This window comes from Lichenihabitans psoromatis (genome assembly GCF_004323635.1).
In the GTDB taxonomy this organism is placed as follows: domain Bacteria; phylum Pseudomonadota; class Alphaproteobacteria; order Rhizobiales; family Beijerinckiaceae; genus Lichenihabitans; species Lichenihabitans psoromatis.
The window spans coordinates 873,773-891,519 of the sequence record NZ_CP036515.1 but is presented as its reverse complement, the minus strand read 5'-3'; the positions used below and the strand labels follow the sequence as shown (position 1 = coordinate 891,519).

Genomic DNA, 17,747 nt, shown 5'->3' with positions numbered 1-17,747 from the left:
TTCGAACTCGGTCGGGTGAGGTCGTCCGACGTCGAGTATGACTTGGCTTCAGATTTGCCGGGAGCCTAACCGCCGGCACAGCTGCAGACTGCGTGGGCTTTAGCGGCCCCTCGCGGTTGCTAAGGTGGAGCGGGTTCTCCGACCGCGACATCAATCGAGCAAGCGCACCTTCAACGAAGAGGTCGATGTCATGAACTACCAGAGCGTGAACCCGTATAATGGCGAACGCCTGCGGACGTTTCCCGAATTGACCGACATACAACTCGAGGCTCGCTTGGCAGCGGCGGACCGTTGCTTCCAAACTTGGCGCGGCATCCCCTTTGCCAAGAGAGCCGCCATCCTCGGTCGCGCCGCAGCGATCATGCGCTCGCGCGTCGATGAATTCGCCCGCCCGGTCACGCTCGAAATGGGCAAGCTGATCGCAGAGGCCAGGGGCGAGGTGATGCTCAGTGCGGACATCATCGACTACTACGCCAAGAACGCGGAACGCTTCCTCGCGCCGGAAATCTTGCATCCGGAAACGGGCGAGGCCGAGGTCGAGAACACGCCGCTCGGAGTCCTGCTCGGCGTCGAACCATGGAATTTCCCTTATTATCAGCTTGCGCGGTTCGCCGCGCCGAACCTGATGGCCGGGAACGTCGTGATGGTGAAGCATTCGGAGACTGTTCCGCAATGCGCGCTGGCGTTCGAAGACCTGTTTGCGGAGGCGGGTGCGCCCGCTGGGGCTTATACCAACCTCTTCATCACGCACGATCAAGTCAGTCGCGCGATCGACGACCCGCGCATCAAGGGCGTTGCCCTAACCGGAAGCGTCAGGGCCGGCAAGGCCGTCGCGGCACGGGCCGGCCGGAATCTCAAAAAGTCGACCATGGAGCTCGGCGGCAGCGACGCTTTCATCGTCCTCGACGACGCTGACATCGAGAAGACTGTCGCGTGGGCGGTCTGGGGCAAGATGAACAACACGGGCCAATGCTGCGTGGCCGCGAAGCGCTTCATTGTGGTCGAGGCGGTCGCCGACCCCTTCCTGCGGCAATTCAAAGCCGCGCTGTCGGAGTTAATGCCCGGTGATCCGATGATGGCGTCGACGACGCTTGGGCCGCTGTCGACGGAGGCGGCTCTGGTGACCTTGCTCGACCAAGTCGATCGTGCTGTCGCTTCGGGAGCCAGCGTAGTGTTTGGCGGCAAGCGGCTTGATCGTCAGGGCGCCTTCATGCAGCCTACGATCTTGGCCGAGATAGGCCGCGCTAATCCGGCTTTCCGCGAGGAGTTCTTTGGGCCAGTCGCGCTATTCTTTCGTGTCGCGGACGAGGATGCGGCCGTCGCGCTCGCCAACGATTCCGATTTCGGCCTGGGCGGGTCGGTCTTCACCCGCGATGTCGAACGCGGCAAGCGGGTAGCCCGCCGTGTCGACACGGGCATGATGTTTGTCAACCACCCAACCTGGACGACCCCTGACCTGCCGTTCGGTGGCATCAAGAATTCCGGTTACGGTCGCGAGTTGTCGGGTATGGGCATCCAAGAATTCGTGAACAAGAAGCTGGTTCGCGTCGCCTCGATCGACGCAGCCGCCTGACCTTCGACGCTAGGCGTGACCCATCGCCTTCCGGCCAGGACATCAGGGGACCAAAACGGCAGCGCCTTTGAAACGCCCCGCACGAAGATCCGCAAGCGCCTGGTTGGCTTGCTGGAGCGGATAAAGCGTCGTTTTCACGTCGATCCCCATGCTCGGCGCCAAGCCCAAGAAGTCAAGCCCGTCCCGCCGGGTCAGGTTGGCGACGGAGAAGAGCTGCCGTTCCTCCCACAGGAGCCGATAGGGAAAACTCGGCACGTCGCTCATATGGATGCCGGCGCAAACGACGCGGCCACCTTTTCGAACGGCCTTTAGCGCTAGCGGGATCAAGTCGCCGACCGTCGCGAAGATGATGGCGGCGTCGAGCGGCTCGGGCGGCATCTCGTTGGATCCGCCGGACCAGACGGCCCCGAGGTCGCGCGCGAAGGCCTGCATCGCGACATCGCCAGGCTTGGTGAAGGCAAAGGTCGAGCGACCCTGGTAACGCATGACTTGCGCGATGATGTGGGCCGCTGCGCCAAATCCGTAGAGCCCGACTTTTTTGCCCCTGCCGGCGATCGATAGCGAGCGCCATCCAATGAGTCCGGCGCAGAGCAGTGGGGCGAGAGCGGTGTCCTCGCCCTTCTCGCCAAGCGGAAACGCGAAGCGCGCATCGGCGACCACAGCCGTGCTAAAGCCGCCGTCGCGCGTAAAGCCGGTGAATAGCGGATCGTCGCAAAGGTTCTCCTCATGGCGGACGCAATACGGACAGGTGCCGCAGGTATGGCCGAGCCAAGGCACGCCGACGCGCTCGCCCACCCGCAGATGCATCACGCCCGGCCCGACGGCATCAATGCGGCCGACGATCTCATGGCCAGGGATGATCGGCACCTTTGGGTCCGCCAGTTCGCCATCGACGACGTGAAGGTCCGTGCGGCAAACGCCGCAGGCTGCGACTTTGACACGGACCTGGCCCGGCCCAGGCACACGATCCGCCAACTCGCACCATTGAAGCGGCTGCCGCAACGTCTTCAGTATCATCGCATGCATGGCGATTGCCTTTTTTGGGAGCTCAATGCGAGATGAATGCGTGGTAGCTGGGAGTGACCAGAAGATCATGTGGTGACCGCCCAGCACTCACGGCGCATCGTCGGTCGTGATCGCGGGCCCGTGAAGGAGATCCCATATATCGATGGTATTCGACTTGGTTCGTCACAAACAGATGACCCTTGTTGGCCCCGCGAGCGGAGCCGCGGCAGAAGGCCTGGACATGCGGCGCGGCGCCACCGCCTCAACATAGTCTCGACGTGCAGGCGTTGCGGCCACCAAACGCGCTTTCCGACATGCGGAAACGCTTAGGGCGAACGCGAAAACGGGCCAGCCCTGCGAGCCCTCCAAAACGTTCCATCAAGGACGGGCGATATAGTCGCTCGAAAGGATACACTCATGCTTATCGCGATTTCAGCGCTCAAAGGTTATGCCGTCGAGGTTAGTGACGAAGGCGCGATCGGGACAATCCACGACGTCTTGTTCGACGACCGGACTTGGATCATGAGATGGCTCGTGGTCGACGTTAGTTCCTGGCTGACCGGCCGCAAGGTGCTGGTCCATCCATCAGCCATTCGGACGTCGGACTATGTTAACGAGGTGCTGCGCCTCGGCTTGACGAAAGCCCAGGTCGAAGCGAGCCCGCCGTCCGCGCTGGACGAACCTGTTTCGGTCCGAATGGAATCCGGCCTCTATGAATACTACGGGCCGGACCCGATGTGGGGACCTAGTTCCTTCGGGGCGGGCGCGCTCGGCGGTCCCTTGGCGGTTTCCGGCTATTTTGGCGGCGGCACGCCAGGAGATGTGCTCGACGAGGAGCCGCTCCAGGATGGCGGCGACCCGCATCTCCGCAGTTTTGCGGAAGTCACTGGTTATCACATTCATGCCACCGACGGGATGATCGGCCACGCCGAAAACTTCCTAATCGACGATGGCACCTGGGATGTCCGCTACATTATCGTGGATACTAAAAATTGGTGGCCCGGCGCTCACGTCCTGATATCTCCCTATGCGGTCAAAGCCGTGAGTTGGAAACGCCGCGGGATCATGCTCGACGTCGATCTTGCGACCGTCAAGTCCAGCCCGCACTGGGATCCGATCGCCATGATCGATCAGGTCTATGAAAAGGAACTGCACAACTATTACGGCTGGCGGGGCTACGGTTTCTGAGAACAGCGCTCTTAGGTACATCAAAGATGCTCGTCGCGTTGAATAAAGTGCTCGGGGAGACACGCCTGCGTGGCAAAAGCATCGCCGTCACGTGATGCAGCTCAGGCAGAAAATTAAGCCATCCGGAAATGAATAATGGGTGCGCGCAAAATAGGCACTATCGCGAAATAACTGCTTGTGTAACTCGTATCAATTGATGCAATGCGAGCCATTTATAATATTAGTGAAAAATGTTCACGTCATAATTACGTACTAATACTCGATACAGTTTGCGCGTCTTAGAATTTTTAAGTTGTAGATTCACATATTTATTTTACGAATATGCGAGTTTTATTTTAATTACGATACCTATATCGTATTAAATAACCTATCTCAGTTGATATTAAAATTATTGATATGCAATCGTGATAAGATGAAAATAAATGATTTAGATTTATCAAGCTAGCAAAGAATGGTTGTGCGATGAACATCGAAAAATACACGGAATGGGCACAAGGTATACTTCATGCGGCGCAAGCAATCGCATTGAGTAAAGGGAATCCACAGTTTAGGCCGGAGCACGTTCTCAAGGCGCTTCTTGACGACCCTGGGGGCATGGCCGCCGGGTTGATCGACCACGCCGGCGGAGATGCTCAGCAAGCACGACGACTAGTCGATGCTGAGGTCGGTAAAATGCCGCAGGTTTCGGGAAGCGCGTCCCAGCCACAGGCGACCCGCGACGTGCTGCGCGTCTTCGAAACCGCTGAGAAAGCGGCAAAGAAAGCAGGCGACGTTTTCGTCACCGTCGAGCGACTACTGCTAGCCCTTTTGATTGAGAAGGACAGCGAAGTCGGCAAGATACTCGCCCGTGTCGGCGTTAATGCGTTCGCGCTCAACAAGGCCATCGAAGCGTTGCGCAAGGGGCGCACGGCAGATAGCGCAACGGCGGAGAATGCCTATGACGCCCTCAAGAAATATGCACGCGACCTGACCGAAGCGGCGCGCGACGGAAAACTTGATCCAGTGATCGGGCGTGACGAGGAAATTCGCAGGACCATCCAAGTCTTATCAAGGCGGACCAAGAACAATCCTGTGCTGATTGGCGAGCCTGGAGTTGGAAAGACAGCCATCGTTGAGGGGCTTGCACTTCGCATCGTCAATGGAGATGTGCCCGAGAGCTTGAAGGACAAGAAGTTGTTCTCGCTCGATATGGGCGCTCTCATCGCAGGAGCAAAGTTTCGCGGCGAATTCGAGGAGCGTCTCAAGGCCGTTCTGCAGGAAGTCGTTTCCTCGGCAGGCGGCATCGTCCTGTTCATCGATGAAATGCATACGCTCGTCGGCGCCGGAAAGGCGGATGGTGCCATGGACGCCTCGAACCTCCTGAAGCCCGCTTTGGCTCGCGGAGAACTCCATTGCGTTGGCGCCACCACGCTCGAGGAATATCGCAAATACGTCGAGAAGGACGCCGCTCTCGCCCGCCGGTTTCAGCCGGTCTACGTTGCAGAGCCAAGTGTCGAGGACACCGTCTCTATACTTCGCGGTCTAAAGGAGAAATATGAACAGCATCACGGCGTGCGTATCCAGGACGCGGCCCTGGTTGCAGCCGCCACCCTATCTAACCGTTATATCGCCGATCGCTTTCTTCCAGACAAGGCCATCGACCTAATCGACGAGGCCGGTTCCCGTCTTCGAATGCAGGTCGATTCCAAGCCGGAAGAACTCGACAACGTCGATCGTGAGGCGATGCGGTTGAAAATTGAGGCAGAAGCTTTGAAGAAAGAGCATGACGCAGCGTCAAAAGACCGGCTCCAGCGGCTCCAGAAGGAACTCGCGGACCTTGAAGAGCGGTCCGACGCGATTGCGGCCCGTTGGAAAGCCGAGAAGGACAAGTTGGGGCGCGCTGCCGACCTGAAGAAGAAACTGGACGAGGCCCGAACCCAACTGGCCAATGCGCAGCGAGCGAGCGATTGGGCAAAGGCCAGCGAACTCTCGTACGGAGTTGTGCCAAGCCTCGAACGGGATCTCGCCACACTCGAGGCCGGCAGCGCCGACGGGATGCACGGCGGGATGGAAGAGGCGGTGACGCCCAGTCACATCGCTGGGGTCGTCTCTCGATGGACGGGTATCCCCGTTGAGCGCATGATGCAGGGCGAGCAGGAAAAACTCTTGCAGATGGAGAAGGCGATCGGCCGTCGTGTTGTCGGGCAAAAAGAAGCCGTCAGGGCGGTTTCGACGGCTGTCCGGCGCGCGCGCGCGGGGCTCCAGGATCCCAATCGTCCCCTAGGCTCCTTCATGTTCCTGGGTCCCACAGGTGTTGGTAAGACCGAGTTGACGAAAGCGCTCGCCGCGTTTCTTTTTGATGACGATGCCGCGATGGTGCGCATCGACATGTCGGAGTACATGGAGAAGCACTCCGTCTCCCGATTGATCGGGGCGCCTCCGGGTTACGTGGGCTACGAGGAAGGTGGGGCACTGACCGAGGCAGTGAGGCGCCGGCCCTATCAGGTCGTTCTATTCGACGAAGTCGAAAAGGCGCATCCGGACGTGTTCAACGTGCTGCTGCAGGTTCTTGATGACGGCAGGCTCACCGATGGCCAGGGCCGGACCGTCGACTTCCGCAACACCCTTATCATCATGACATCAAATCTTGGGTCCGAGTTCCTGGTCAATCTTCCTGAAGGCCAGGACACAGATAAGGTGCGCGACGAAGTCATGGGCGTGGTTCGATTGCACTTCCGGCCGGAGTTCCTCAACCGAATCGACGAAATCATTCTGTTTCACAGGCTGCAACGCTCGGAAATGGGCGCGATCGTCGATATCCAGATTGCACGCCTTCAGAAGCTGCTCGACGACCGCAAACTCATCCTCAAGCTTAGTCTCGAGGCGCGAGCCTGGTTGGCTGACAAAGGGTACGACGCGGCCTACGGTGCCAGGCCTCTGAAGCGGGTGATCCAAAAGAATGTCCAGGACCAGATGGCCGAACTGATCCTCGCGGGCCAAATCCACGACGGACAAACGGTTTCGGTCGGACGTGGCCCGCTTGGACTGACGATTGGAGGTGGGCTGACCCATCCTCAGAAGATATCGAGCAACGTGTTGCCACCGAAAGCGGCCTAAGCCGACGAACGTTTTATATGGTCCTGTCTCCCGGCGGTGCGAATACGCATAGTTGCTCACCGAAGTCAGTTCGCGTGTCAGCAAAGCGACACCTTTTGATCATCCAACGTAGTAAAAGACATCGTCGTTATATAAGGCGGGCCTTCGGTGCCATGTCGGCATCGTGCCTAACAGCCGACGGGGCCTGCCTGCTCAACCGGCTGATCGCCGGCCCACGACCAACCGGGCTGTCGGTGTCGGTCAAAGCCATCCCGGATCGGTATCGAGCGCTTCTCGATATGGTCACCCAAGCTGACGGGCGCCAAGCGGTTCCGCCGCTTAGGTCGCAACAGCTGGCCTGGATCGAGGCCCTCGGTCGCGGGGTCGTCGGCGTTTGTGATGGTTTGCTCGTGTTCTTCGCCATGCAACTCGATCTTCGGCGCTTTGATATTTCGACCGATCCGGACCGCATGGCCGACGTAACCTTCTCGGCCAAGCTGCTGTCAGCGTCTGGCCACGTTCTCGCGATGCGGCTCTTTGAGGGTCGAGAACCCAGCAGCGCTTCGGACGACCTCGCCTCCGTTAAGGCCCTCAACGTCGCGTTTCGAGCTGCCGTCGGAGATCTCAGCACCTGGGTCGCCTTGCAGCCCGATCAGAATGCGAAAGCTTCCTCGGATCCGTGATCCGTACAGCCGTGACTCGGCTTGTAACCGAGCGTAAATCGCGTCTGCGCGGTGGCGTGCGTTTATGCATAGCGAGTCCCCGGACTCGCTCGACCCAAAAAGGCTCGGCCGGGGATAATATGATCGCAACGGGGATCATGCGTCGGGTCCTGGATCGACCGACCGACTTCGCGACGTGTTCCAAGTGTCGCCTCGATCACCACAAGGAAACGACATCATGATGTTCCGCCCGCTTCACGACCGCGTCGTTGTCCGTCGCCTTGATGGCGAGGAGAAGACCAAAGGCGGCATCATCATTCCGGATAACGCCAAGGAGAAGCCGCAGGAGGGCGAGATCATCGCGGTTGGCCCCGGCGGTCGCGACGAAAGCGGTAAGTTGATGCCCCTCGACGTCAAGGCGGGCGACAAGGTGCTGTTCGGCAAGTGGTCGGGCACGGAGGTCAAGATCGACGGCAAAGAACTTCTCATCATGAAGGAAAGCGACATCATGGGCGTCGTCGGCTGACCGCCGGTTCCCTTCCCCTTTTTCGGTGAACCTACAAGATTCAGGAGTATCTTATGTCAGCCAAAACCGTCCGTTTCTCCGCCGATGCTCGCGATCGCATGTTACGCGGCATCGAAATACTCAACAATGCGGTCAAGGTGACGCTTGGCCCCAAGGGTCGCAACGTCATCATTGACAAGTCTTATGGGGCACCCCGCATCACCAAGGATGGTGTTACAGTCGCCAAGGAAATCGAGCTAGAAGACAAGTTCGAGAACATGGGCGCCCAAATGGTGCGCGAGGTGGCCTCGAAGACGAACGACATCGCCGGCGACGGCACCACGACCGCCACGATCCTAGCCCAGGCCATGATCCAGGAAGGGGTCAAATACGTCTCGGCCGGCATGAACCCCATGGACATCAAGCGCGGCATCGACATGGCCGTCACGGCAGCCCTCGAGGACATCAAAGCACGCTCGAAGAAGATCAACTCGTCGGACGAAGTCGCGCAGGTCGGCACGATCTCGGCCAATGGCGACACGGAAATCGGCCAGATGATAGCCAAGGCAATGCAGAAAGTCGGCAACGAGGGCGTCATTACGGTCGAGGAAGCCAAGACGGCCGACACCGAACTCGATGTCGTGGAGGGCATGCAGTTCGACCGTGGCTATCTCTCGCCCTACTTCATCACCAATGCCGAGAAGATGGTTGCCGAGCTCGAGGATCCCTACATCCTCATCCACGAGAAGAAGCTCTCGTCGCTCCAGGCCATGCTGCCGGTGCTTGAGGCCGTCGTGCAAACCGGTAAGCCACTGCTCATTATCGCCGAGGACATTGAGGGTGAGGCTCTCGCGACGCTCGTGGTCAACAAGCTGCGAGGTGGCCTTAAGATCGCAGCCGTCAAGGCGCCTGGGTTCGGCGATCGCCGCAAGGCTATGCTTGAGGATCTCGCGATTCTCACCAAGGGGCAGATGATCTCCGAGGAGCTGGGCATCAAGCTTGAATCGGTGACCGTCGACATGCTGGGCCGAGCCAAACGCGTCCGCATAGATAAGGAGACGACAACGCTGATCGACGGCGCCGGGTCCAAGGAGGAAATCACAGGCCGCATCGCGCAGATCAAGGCGCAAATTGAAGAGACAACCTCCGACTACGACAAAGAGAAGCTGCAGGAGCGTCTGGCCAAGTTGGCCGGTGGCGTCGCGGTCATCCGCGTTGGCGGCTCGACTGAAGTCGAAGTCAAGGAGAAGAAGGACCGCGTCGACGACGCCCTCAACGCCACCCGCGCGGCCGTTGAAGAAGGCATCGTTTCCGGCGGTGGCACCGCGTTGCTGCAGGCGAAGCGCGTGGTCGGCAAGCTCAAGAGCGACATCCCGGACGTCCAAGCCGGTATTAAGATCGTGCTGAAGGCGCTGGAAGCCCCGATCCGCCAGATCGTCGACAATGCTGGCTTGGAAGGCTCGATCGTGGTCGGAAAGATTGGCGCAAGCGATTCGCTGACCTACGGCTTCGATGCCCAGACCGAGACATATGTCGACATGATCGAGGCCGGCATCGTCGACCCCACGAAAGTCGTTCGGACCGCACTTCAGAACGCGGCCTCGGTAGCGGGCCTGCTGATCATGACGGAAAGCATGATCGCTGATGCGCCCAAGCCCAACAGCGCATCCGCGATGCCTATGGGTGGTGGTGGCGGCATGGGTGGCATGGATTACTAACGGGGTCTCGATCGAGTTGCTATGTGACTCGATCCCGAAATTTTTCGCGATGCTCATTGGAGTAAATTCGATGATGGCGAACGCGCTTTATCGAACATTACACAGGATAGGCATGCTGACCATCATTTTCGGCGCTCTTATCCTAGTAGTCTTTGGTCTTGGGTTTGGCTATCTGGAGGGTTGGACTCGCGACGTAGACAACAGCCAAGTGGCCGAAATTAACGCGACGGTCATGGATTTTTCGGTTCCGCCGGCGACCGTCGCATAGGCGATCAGATCTACCATTTTGGCTCAGGCACCGCTGGCCGCGATCCTTTGCCTGTTCATACTGCTGGTTTAGCGGCGATCTATGTTTTCTGGCCCGCCGAGTCTTCCACGTGGAGCCAGGCGAGGCCGCCGTCCAAGCCTGCACGACCTCATTGCCAAACTATGCCGCAGCCGGCCTGCCGCTGATCACGTCCTCGCTGGGTCCCGCTTACGTCGTGACGGTTGAGGTCTCAATCGCCTGCGAGCAATTGTGCTTTCGCCCCTAACCCTGGTGATCCTCGTGGCTACGTCGCAAAAACCCGCAGGCGTGATTTCGCCGGAGTGCTTTTGCGCGCCTTCCGCAAGCCGATCGTGGTGGCTTCGGTCCTGGCGATGATGTTTGCGATCAGCGGCTTCGGCTTGCCGGACCTGACCGTCAAATCCTTGGCCTTGATGGCTCCAGTGTCCGGTGGTGCTGCCTTATTCCTGATCGGCTTGATCCTCTCCGCTAAGAAGATCCGTATGGGTGCGAGTGCAGCCATTCAGACCATGGCCGCGAACGTGGTTCATCCGCTGATCGCCGCGGGTTTGGCCATGCTGTTCGCCGCCGCCCCCTTGATGGCGCGCGAGGCGATCGTCCTGACCGACTGGGTGAGCGGTCCCAACATGACCTGCCTGCTTGCGGTCGCAAACTTTGCGTCGGCGCGAAGCGACGCGGGTTACCGCCGCTCGCTCGCATTGCAGTTGGAAATGCTCCGTCTCAAAAGCTTGCCGGAATGACCTCGGAGTCCAGGCGTGGAAAGTGTAGCCGAAACGTTGTACCGAGCCCGATCTCGCTTTCTAGTTGAACGCACCCGCCGGACTGATTGACGAAGCCGTAGACCTGCGACAGTCCGAGGCCGGTCCCCTTTCCGATACCCTTGGTCGTAAAAAAGGGCTCGAACGCCTTCTCGCGCGTCTCCTTGGTCATTCCGGAGCCCGTATCGGTAACGACGAGACAGCAGAAAGGTCGTTGCAACGCGTCTTCCGTAATCGCGTCGCTCGCGTCTAAGTAGCTATTCGATGTTACGATCTTCAATCGACCGCCGTCGGGCATCGCGTCTCGCGCATTGATCGCTATGTTAAGCAACGCGTTTTCCAGGAGGCTAGCATCTGTCGAGATCGTTCCGACATCCTCGGCAAGAACAAGTTCAAGCGAGATACCGGTTCCAAGCGTAAGGACCAGCATGCCGGTCATCCCTTTGATTAGCACGTTCAAGCTGAGGCGCTCAGGATCGAGCTTCTGTTGTCGTGAAAACCCGAGAAGCTGCTTCGTGAGCTTCGCGGCGTTCGCGGAACCGTGCGTGGCGGATTGCAGAGCGAGCTGGATCCGCTGTGTCTTGATCTCACCACTCCGCCGAACAATATCGAGATTTCCGATGATGATCGTCAGGGCATTGTTGAAATCGTGTGCGATACCGCCCGTCAAATGTCCAAGAGATTCCATCTTTCGCGCTTGGTGCACGGCCTCATCCGCAACCCGAAGTCTGGCTTCAAGCCGCTTCCGCTCCGAAATGTCGACGATCGACGAGATCACGATGGTACCAGTCTCTGTCTCGATTGGGTTCAGTCCGATCTCGACCGGGAATTCGCGGCCGTCCTTAGTCAGCCCAAAAAGGTCGCTCCCTACCCCCATCGGGCGAGACGTCGCGTGTCCAAAGAACGCGCCTCTTAAGCTCGGGTGATTGGCTCGGAACCGCTCCGGAATCAACATTTCAATCCGGCAGCCGATCAGTTCATTTCGATTATAGCCAAAGGTCACCTCGGCTTGGGAGTTTACAAGCACGATATTTCCAAGATGATTGGTCATGACCATTACATTAGGTGCGTGTTCGACGACTTGGCGAAAACGCTCCTCGCTTTCATGAAGCGCTTGTGCGTCTTTGGTTCGACGCTCCCTTTCGACGCTTTTACTTTCTATTATCAAGATACGACCTCAGAGCATTTGCGTTTTGCAGATCGGGAATCTGGGTATTCGTCCCACAATGACCAGAGGATGAATGTGCGACAATTGACCGATTGATTAGGGATCGTTGTACTCAGCTCGGCTGAGGTGCTCGGGTAACGTATCAGGCGCCAAGCGACACGACATGTGCATTTTCGCGTTGCTGCTAACTGGAGTCAGTCGGTTATATCGGCCGTGAACCTAATATCGTCGACGTTGGATGCTTGGAGCAGATCATCAAGTGAGAGCCAGTATTCTAATTCTTCGTGTGCTCCGCCCCCAGATGTTGGTCGTAGCAAAGCCGCCGTAAGACGATATGATCATGTGGAGGTGCTGAGGTTCGGACTCGGTCAGTTTCGGGACGTTCACCGGCCCGTCGCGCATCCGTCGCGTAGCGCAACGACCCTCGCGTCATGCAGACGCTGACGCGGGTTCGAGTTGATCCTGCATCGGATCAAGTTCGTCGCTGCGTTGACGAACCCATTTCGTGATGTGGTTGAGAGCTGCCCGAATGCGAGGTGTGTCGCGATTGTCCTTGTGCACGACCTGCCAGATGCCGGTGCTGGGGATTTTGGACGGCAGCGGGGGGGTCCGAAGCCGTACCAGTCCGGGGTCGTTATCCCCGCAATAGCGGACTAGACTAGCCAAACCACCGCCCTGTCTAGCGGCAGCAAGTGCGGCGGCGTGGCTGCTGGTCTGCATAGCGACGCGCGCACGGGGCGCGAGCTCGGCGAGCCAGTCCGTCTGCGTCGCGTCTTGAATCCCTTCGAGCTGGGTGATCAGGCGGTGGCCAGCGCAGCCAGCATCGTAGTCGCATTCGCCGTGCCTTTCGAGGTAGCCGGGGCTGGCATAGAGCCCGAAGGCAAGCGTGCCGATCCGCCGGACAATGAGGTCGTGCTGGTCGGGGTGCCGGAGCCGGATGGAAATATCCGCCTCGCGCATCGAGAGGCTGAGCTCCCGAGGATTGGGGATGAGGTCGATCATGATGTCAGGTTGCAAGTCTGGGAACGTTCCTAGGCATGGCGCAATGAGATTGCTGGCAATCGTCTCGGCGCATGTGACACGGACGAGGCCAGCCATGCGGGTGTCACGGCCCACCACTTGGCGCTCCAGAGCTAGCGCCTCCGCCTCGACGCGTTCCGCTTGCTTGTGAATGTCATTTCCGGCCATCGTGGTTACGTAGCCGTCCGGCGTCCGGTTCAGGAGGCGGACGCCGAGGCTGGATTCCAGCGAAGCGAGGCGGCGCCCGACGGTAGATTGCGCCACATGCAAGTGCTTCGCGGCACTCGATAAACTCCCCGAACGCGCAATCGAAAGAAAGAAACGAAGATCGTCCCAATCCAGCATAGCTAGCTCCTGGTTAAAGACGTTGGGATTTGCGGGGCGATCGCAGGTATAAAACGCTACGTGAGATCATTCTGGTTGCGTCGAGACCGCACGGATCTTTGAGAAGACAACCGATAGGTTCATTTGCAGAAAATATTATGTCATTTGACCTATTTTCGGTTCCCGATGACGCTGGCCAATGTGCGATTATAGACAAAAATATCCATGGCAACGGCCCGCGAATGTTCGATACTCGATATGCGAAATTGCTTATTGGAATTCTGGCTGGAACGGAATTGCAAAAGACTTGTTCTCGATCAGGTAACCCACGATGCGCGACAGGCTCTTGATATAGGCTTTTGTGCTTGGACACAGGCTTGGTTCGACCACTGATGTAAGACGTTTTAGCGTGACGCATGTCTGAACGAGCTGGAATATTCATACTGCTCCGGAGATGGCGTACAATCCGACTTCATCCGGCATCAAGGTCAAGCCGTGAAGCAGTGCAGGCGCGGGACAATACGTGCCGCCGACGTCCTTACGGACCCCCCTTCGTCTCGGCGTGACGCGGAGTGGCGGATCGACCGCTCTCCCGCGCTCTGTCGATCCCAGGTGATCTAGCATCGCGTCTTCGGCCGCGGCGACGTCCCGGCGATAGCGTAGGCATTTTCGCATAGTCATTCCGCTAAGTCGGTTCGCACCTCGGTCGATCAATTTGCATAGGCTTGAGTCACGGCAGCAAAGGCAGCGAAAGTCGTTGCGGTCCTTTTTGCGGCCTCGACATCCTTCTGACGGGAAGTTGCCAAACCAGCGCCCGTGCACTGAGAGCGTCAATAATCTTCACAGGAGAAAACCCATGAACAACGACAGTCAGCTTCAGAAATTCGTGCAAGACGAACTGGCCTGGGAGCCGAGCGTGACCGCCGCCCATATTGGCGTTTCCGCAAAAGGCGGCGTCGTGACGCTGAGCGGGCACGTCAGCACCTATTCCGAGAAGTATGCTGCTGAGAAGGCTGCTGGCAGAGTCAAGGGCGTCAAGGCCGTTGCGGAGGAACTCGATGTTCGGCTCCCATTTGAGGTGAAGCGGACCGACGAGGAGATCGGGGCCGCCGCGATCGAGCGATTGGTATGGGACACCTCCGTACCCAAGGACGCGATCAAGGTACGGGTTGAGAAGGGTTGGCTTACGCTGACAGGCTTAGTCGACTGGAAGTATCAAAAGGATGCGGCACACGACGATCTTCGCCGGCTGTCCGGCGTTGTCGGCGTGTCCAACCAGATCACGCTCAGGCCGCGCGCCAGCGCACCGGATATCTCAGCCGACATCAAGCGCGCTCTCCACCGCTCATGGTCCTTCTACCAGGACAATGTCTCGGTCACTGCTGCGGGCGGCGCAATCCGGCTCACTGGAACGGTGCCGACCTTCGACGACAAATGGGTCGCGGCCAACACCGCTTGGTGCGCTCCCGGCGTGACCGGCGTCGAGAACGACATCTTAGTCGTCTGATCGCTCAACGGCTTCAGCCTTGAGTCCGGCCCTTCGGAGATGCTAATCTGGAGGGGCGTTCGATACCGTTACTTACCCATTTCAGTTGCTTGTAGAGAACGACCAGAGTTCGAAGAACGACAAGGCTGAATTTTTGTTCTGATAACGACGCCATCCGTACCTCCGGGGAAGCGCTGACGTCTGCCTTATCGTTGGCGAAGAAGGCGACCCAGAACTTCGCAGTCTCGCTGAGATCACCGGCTACCACATTCACGCCATCGACGGCTAGATCGGCCGTGTTGAGAACTTCGTCGGCGATCACGCAAACTGTGAGGTTAGCTACATCATCGTAGACATCAGGAATTGGGTGGCATTGCAGCAGCCTCTCATCTTGCCATACACCGTAAAGGCAATCAATTGGACGAGCCGGGAGATCAGGCTGGACCTGGATCGCGAGACGGCAAGAAGCAGTCAGTATTGGGGACCGGGTGGCCATGATCCACCAACTCTACGAGAAGCAACTCCACAGCCACTCCGGTTGGCGTCGCTATGGTTCTGAGCGAAGGGCGGGCCGAACCCAGTCTCGTCGATCTCGGCCAATGGCCTCTGACAATGATATCGGTCGGTTCCCGGTGTGCAGTCGCATAGCAAGAGAGGCGCGGCGACAACCGCTCGAAGCGGGTCAATCGTTCCCATGCTTGAGATCAGTTCGGGTTGATCTCTCGATGCTGGGCGCGATCAAACAAACCCCGAGTGAACGCATTTACGCATAGTCGTTCCGCAAAGTTGGTACGCGCCCTGGTGAGGCACTCTGGTTAGTCTCTGATTCTGGGCGCTTCTTAAAAAGAGGATCTCAGATACTTGTAAACAGTTTAGCTTCTTCTTAGAGGAGCATCCCGCAATTGCGTCTAGGCGCCAAATCGCCCACGTCTTGCATACGCGGGACTCATGCACAAGGACGATCAACTCCCGATGTCCGCAGGACGAGTAAGCCTGGGAGCTGAGCGTCACGTCCTCCCATAGCGGAGTCGCCGCCACGGATGACGTCGTCACCATAAGTGGACCTTTCACAATTTCTTCTGTCGTCATGCGATCGCCCTCCATGAGCTTGGATGCGCGGCATTTCTAGCAACTTAGCGAGAACATCTATGAACAAGATTACTCCGCTGAATAAAGGCGTTCCGTTGGCCGCACCGAGCCATGCGGAACCCAAAGACTATGAGCGCCACTGGGACCATGACGGTTTGGCTCATCCTCACGCTCCGAAGTGGGCGAAGTACCGTAGTGAGGCGACCAGCGGGTTTCCGTTGCCATATCGCGGCGGCAAGGATCCTTTGGCCGAACAAATCGGCAAGTTCACCGCTAAACTCGACATGCTTCGTCCCGAAAAAGGCGGTCCGGCCTATCTTGGTGACAATGCGGAGCTGACCTGGACCTATCCGGAGGTCAAGGACGTCAAGATCGCCCAGGAGATGGGGCCGATCGATGACGTGCTCGATCAGGTCGTGGACATGTTCCAAGGTCTTGGCAACTGGGGCAGTCCCCTTACGATGTGCAACGTGCTGCCGCAGGGAAATACTGCTGCGATCATGGCATCGATGATGGCTCAGGTCTTTGCCGCAAGCCTGATCGAGGGTGAATATTCGTGGAACGTCCAGCGTGCCGAACTCGAAAGCGCCGGCATGCTGGCAAACCTGATCGGATGGGACGCGCAAACAGCGGGCGGCTTGTTTACCTTCGGCGGCACCGGATGTTGGCTTTACGGACTCAAATACGGCCTCACCCGTGTTCTGCCGGACTCACGCAAAAAAGGTGTTCGAACGGATGCAAAGGTCATCTGTTCGGAGCAGGCTCACTACTGTCAGTCTAATTGCAGCGACTGGTCCGGCCTTGGCGAGGACAACGTCATTCGCGTGCAGACAGACATCGCCACCAATCAGATGGATGTGATCGATCTTGAGCGCATTCTGAAAGAGTTGACTGCGTCCAAGACGCCTGTGGCCGTGGTCGTCTGCACGATGGGCACAACCGATTCGAGCTGTTTCGACCCGATCGGCAAGGTGCGGGTGCTGCTTGATCGCTATCCCAACCCCGAAGGCTTCGGCAAGACGGTCCTCTACGCCGATGCCGTCGTTGGCTGGTCCTGGATTTATTTCAAGGATTACGACGTCAAGAAGAACCCCCTTGGTTTTTCCGAAAGAATTCTGCCGATTCTCAAGCAGAACGGAGAGATGATGAGGGAGATCGAGCATGCGGATTGCATTGGCATCGATTTTCACAAGGTGGGATATACGCCATATATCAGTAGCTGCTTCCTTTATAAGGATGCCGATGAATTCGAGTCCCTTCATCGGCGCGGTCAGGATGCTTACCTTCAGGTACGGACGCCTTTCAATCCGATGTACTATACGCTTGAAACTTCTAGGACCGCGCAGGGTGCCTTGGCGGCCTGGGCAACATTGAAGTATTTCGGCATCGAGGGTTTCCAGTCGTTGCTTGGTGGAATTCTGGAGACTAAATACTATCTCTATGACCTTCTAGCAGAAGAGCCGGATATGGTATGCGTCAATGCCGAAGATACCGGGCTGATCAATCTCTATCGTATTTATCCCGAGGGCGTCGATGCCAAGACGCAGTATCACAAGGAACTGACGAATCCGGGCGGTCGCCCCGATCTGATCAAGCACAATCATCTGACCGAAGCGGTCGGAAATCTGCTGTTCGAGTGGTATCGCACCGGCAAGAAGATCGACGGTCAGTTCACGCCATGGATGAGCTTCACTACCGGCTTCCGTACCACCGAATACAATCGTGACGAGCATGACTCAGACGAGGTGGTTTTCGCGTTAAAATCGTTCCCGATGAACCCCTTTGTGACGCCTCAGATCATGAAGCACGTGGTCCGCTGCGTAAAGGCGGCGCGCGACGAAGTGATGAAAAGCAGAGTCTTGGCGGCTGCGTAGCGGTCACGGCAACTCC

14 protein-coding genes are annotated in these 17,747 nt (G+C 58.1%); 10 read left to right on the top strand and 4 right to left on the bottom strand.

Annotation, left to right across the window (positions count from 1 at the left end):
* Positions 1-190 precede the first annotated feature (190 nt).
* Entirely contained in the window at positions 191-1,573 is a 1,383-nt protein-coding gene (locus EY713_RS04100; protein ID WP_131113690.1) for an NAD-dependent succinate-semialdehyde dehydrogenase, read from the top strand.
* Positions 1,574-1,615: 42 nt separating this feature from the next.
* On the opposite strand, the gene EY713_RS04095 is transcribed toward EY713_RS04100, so the two are convergent.
* Positions 1,616-2,599, bottom strand: coding sequence for a zinc-dependent alcohol dehydrogenase family protein (locus tag EY713_RS04095; protein WP_131113689.1), 984 nt, complete (start codon positions 2,597-2,599; stop codon positions 1,616-1,618).
* 396 nt (positions 2,600-2,995) lie between these two features.
* On the opposite strand from EY713_RS04095, the gene EY713_RS04090 reads away from it, so the two are divergent.
* The 7 genes from EY713_RS04090 to EY713_RS04065 all read left to right on the top strand — a co-directional run bounded on the left by EY713_RS04090 (position 2,996) and on the right by EY713_RS04065 (position 10,752).
* Positions 2,996-3,766, top strand: a complete 771-nt coding sequence (locus EY713_RS04090; protein ID WP_131113688.1) for a PRC-barrel domain-containing protein — start codon at positions 2,996-2,998, stop codon at positions 3,764-3,766.
* Between the two features lie 462 nt (positions 3,767-4,228).
* Positions 4,229-6,862, top strand: coding sequence for an ATP-dependent chaperone ClpB (clpB, locus tag EY713_RS04085; protein WP_131113687.1), 2,634 nt, complete (start codon positions 4,229-4,231; stop codon positions 6,860-6,862).
* Between the two features lie 152 nt (positions 6,863-7,014).
* Complete coding sequence (locus EY713_RS04080; RefSeq protein ID WP_165491021.1) at positions 7,015-7,524, top strand: ABC-type transport auxiliary lipoprotein family protein; 510 nt, start codon at positions 7,015-7,017, stop codon at positions 7,522-7,524.
* Positions 7,525-7,741: 217 nt separating this feature from the next.
* A complete protein-coding gene (gene groES, locus EY713_RS04075; RefSeq protein ID WP_131113685.1) occupies positions 7,742-8,029 on the top strand; it encodes a co-chaperone GroES in 288 nt (95 codons plus the stop codon).
* A 53-nt stretch (positions 8,030-8,082) separates the two neighbouring features.
* Positions 8,083-9,726 (top strand): chaperonin GroEL, encoded by a 1,644-nt coding sequence (gene groL, locus EY713_RS04070; RefSeq protein WP_131113684.1) that lies wholly within the window; start codon positions 8,083-8,085, stop codon positions 9,724-9,726.
* Positions 9,727-9,838: 112 nt separating this feature from the next.
* Entirely contained in the window at positions 9,839-9,994 is a 156-nt protein-coding gene (locus EY713_RS22675) for a hypothetical protein (protein WP_165491020.1), read from the top strand.
* A gap of 326 nt (positions 9,995-10,320) precedes the next feature.
* Entirely contained in the window at positions 10,321-10,752 is a 432-nt protein-coding gene (locus tag EY713_RS04065; protein WP_165491019.1) for an AEC family transporter, read from the top strand.
* On the opposite strand, the gene EY713_RS04060 is transcribed toward EY713_RS04065, so the two are convergent.
* Both EY713_RS04060 and EY713_RS04055 read right to left on the bottom strand, forming a co-directional pair.
* Complete coding sequence (locus EY713_RS04060; RefSeq protein WP_131113682.1) at positions 10,733-11,821, bottom strand: ATP-binding protein; 1,089 nt, start codon at positions 11,819-11,821, stop codon at positions 10,733-10,735. The two genes, EY713_RS04065 and EY713_RS04060, sit on opposite strands and share 20 nt — an antisense overlap.
* Positions 11,822-12,367: 546 nt before the next feature.
* Positions 12,368-13,303, bottom strand: coding sequence for a LysR family transcriptional regulator (locus tag EY713_RS04055; RefSeq protein WP_131113681.1), 936 nt, complete (start codon positions 13,301-13,303; stop codon positions 12,368-12,370).
* 895 nt (positions 13,304-14,198) lie between these two features.
* Between EY713_RS04055 and EY713_RS04050 the strand changes: the two genes are divergently transcribed.
* On the top strand, positions 14,199-14,789 hold the full coding sequence (locus EY713_RS04050; RefSeq protein WP_245504353.1) for a BON domain-containing protein: 591 nt from the start codon (positions 14,199-14,201) through the stop codon (positions 14,787-14,789).
* Between the two features lie 13 nt (positions 14,790-14,802).
* Here EY713_RS04050 and EY713_RS04045 read toward each other — a convergent pair whose 3' ends face one another.
* On the bottom strand, positions 14,803-15,264 hold the full coding sequence (locus tag EY713_RS04045) for a hypothetical protein (RefSeq protein ID WP_131113680.1): 462 nt from the start codon (positions 15,262-15,264) through the stop codon (positions 14,803-14,805).
* 652 nt (positions 15,265-15,916) lie between these two features.
* Here EY713_RS04045 and EY713_RS04040 point away from each other — a divergent pair.
* A complete protein-coding gene (locus EY713_RS04040; RefSeq protein WP_131113679.1) occupies positions 15,917-17,731 on the top strand; it encodes a pyridoxal phosphate-dependent decarboxylase family protein in 1,815 nt (604 codons plus the stop codon).
* Positions 17,732-17,747 lie beyond the last annotated feature (16 nt).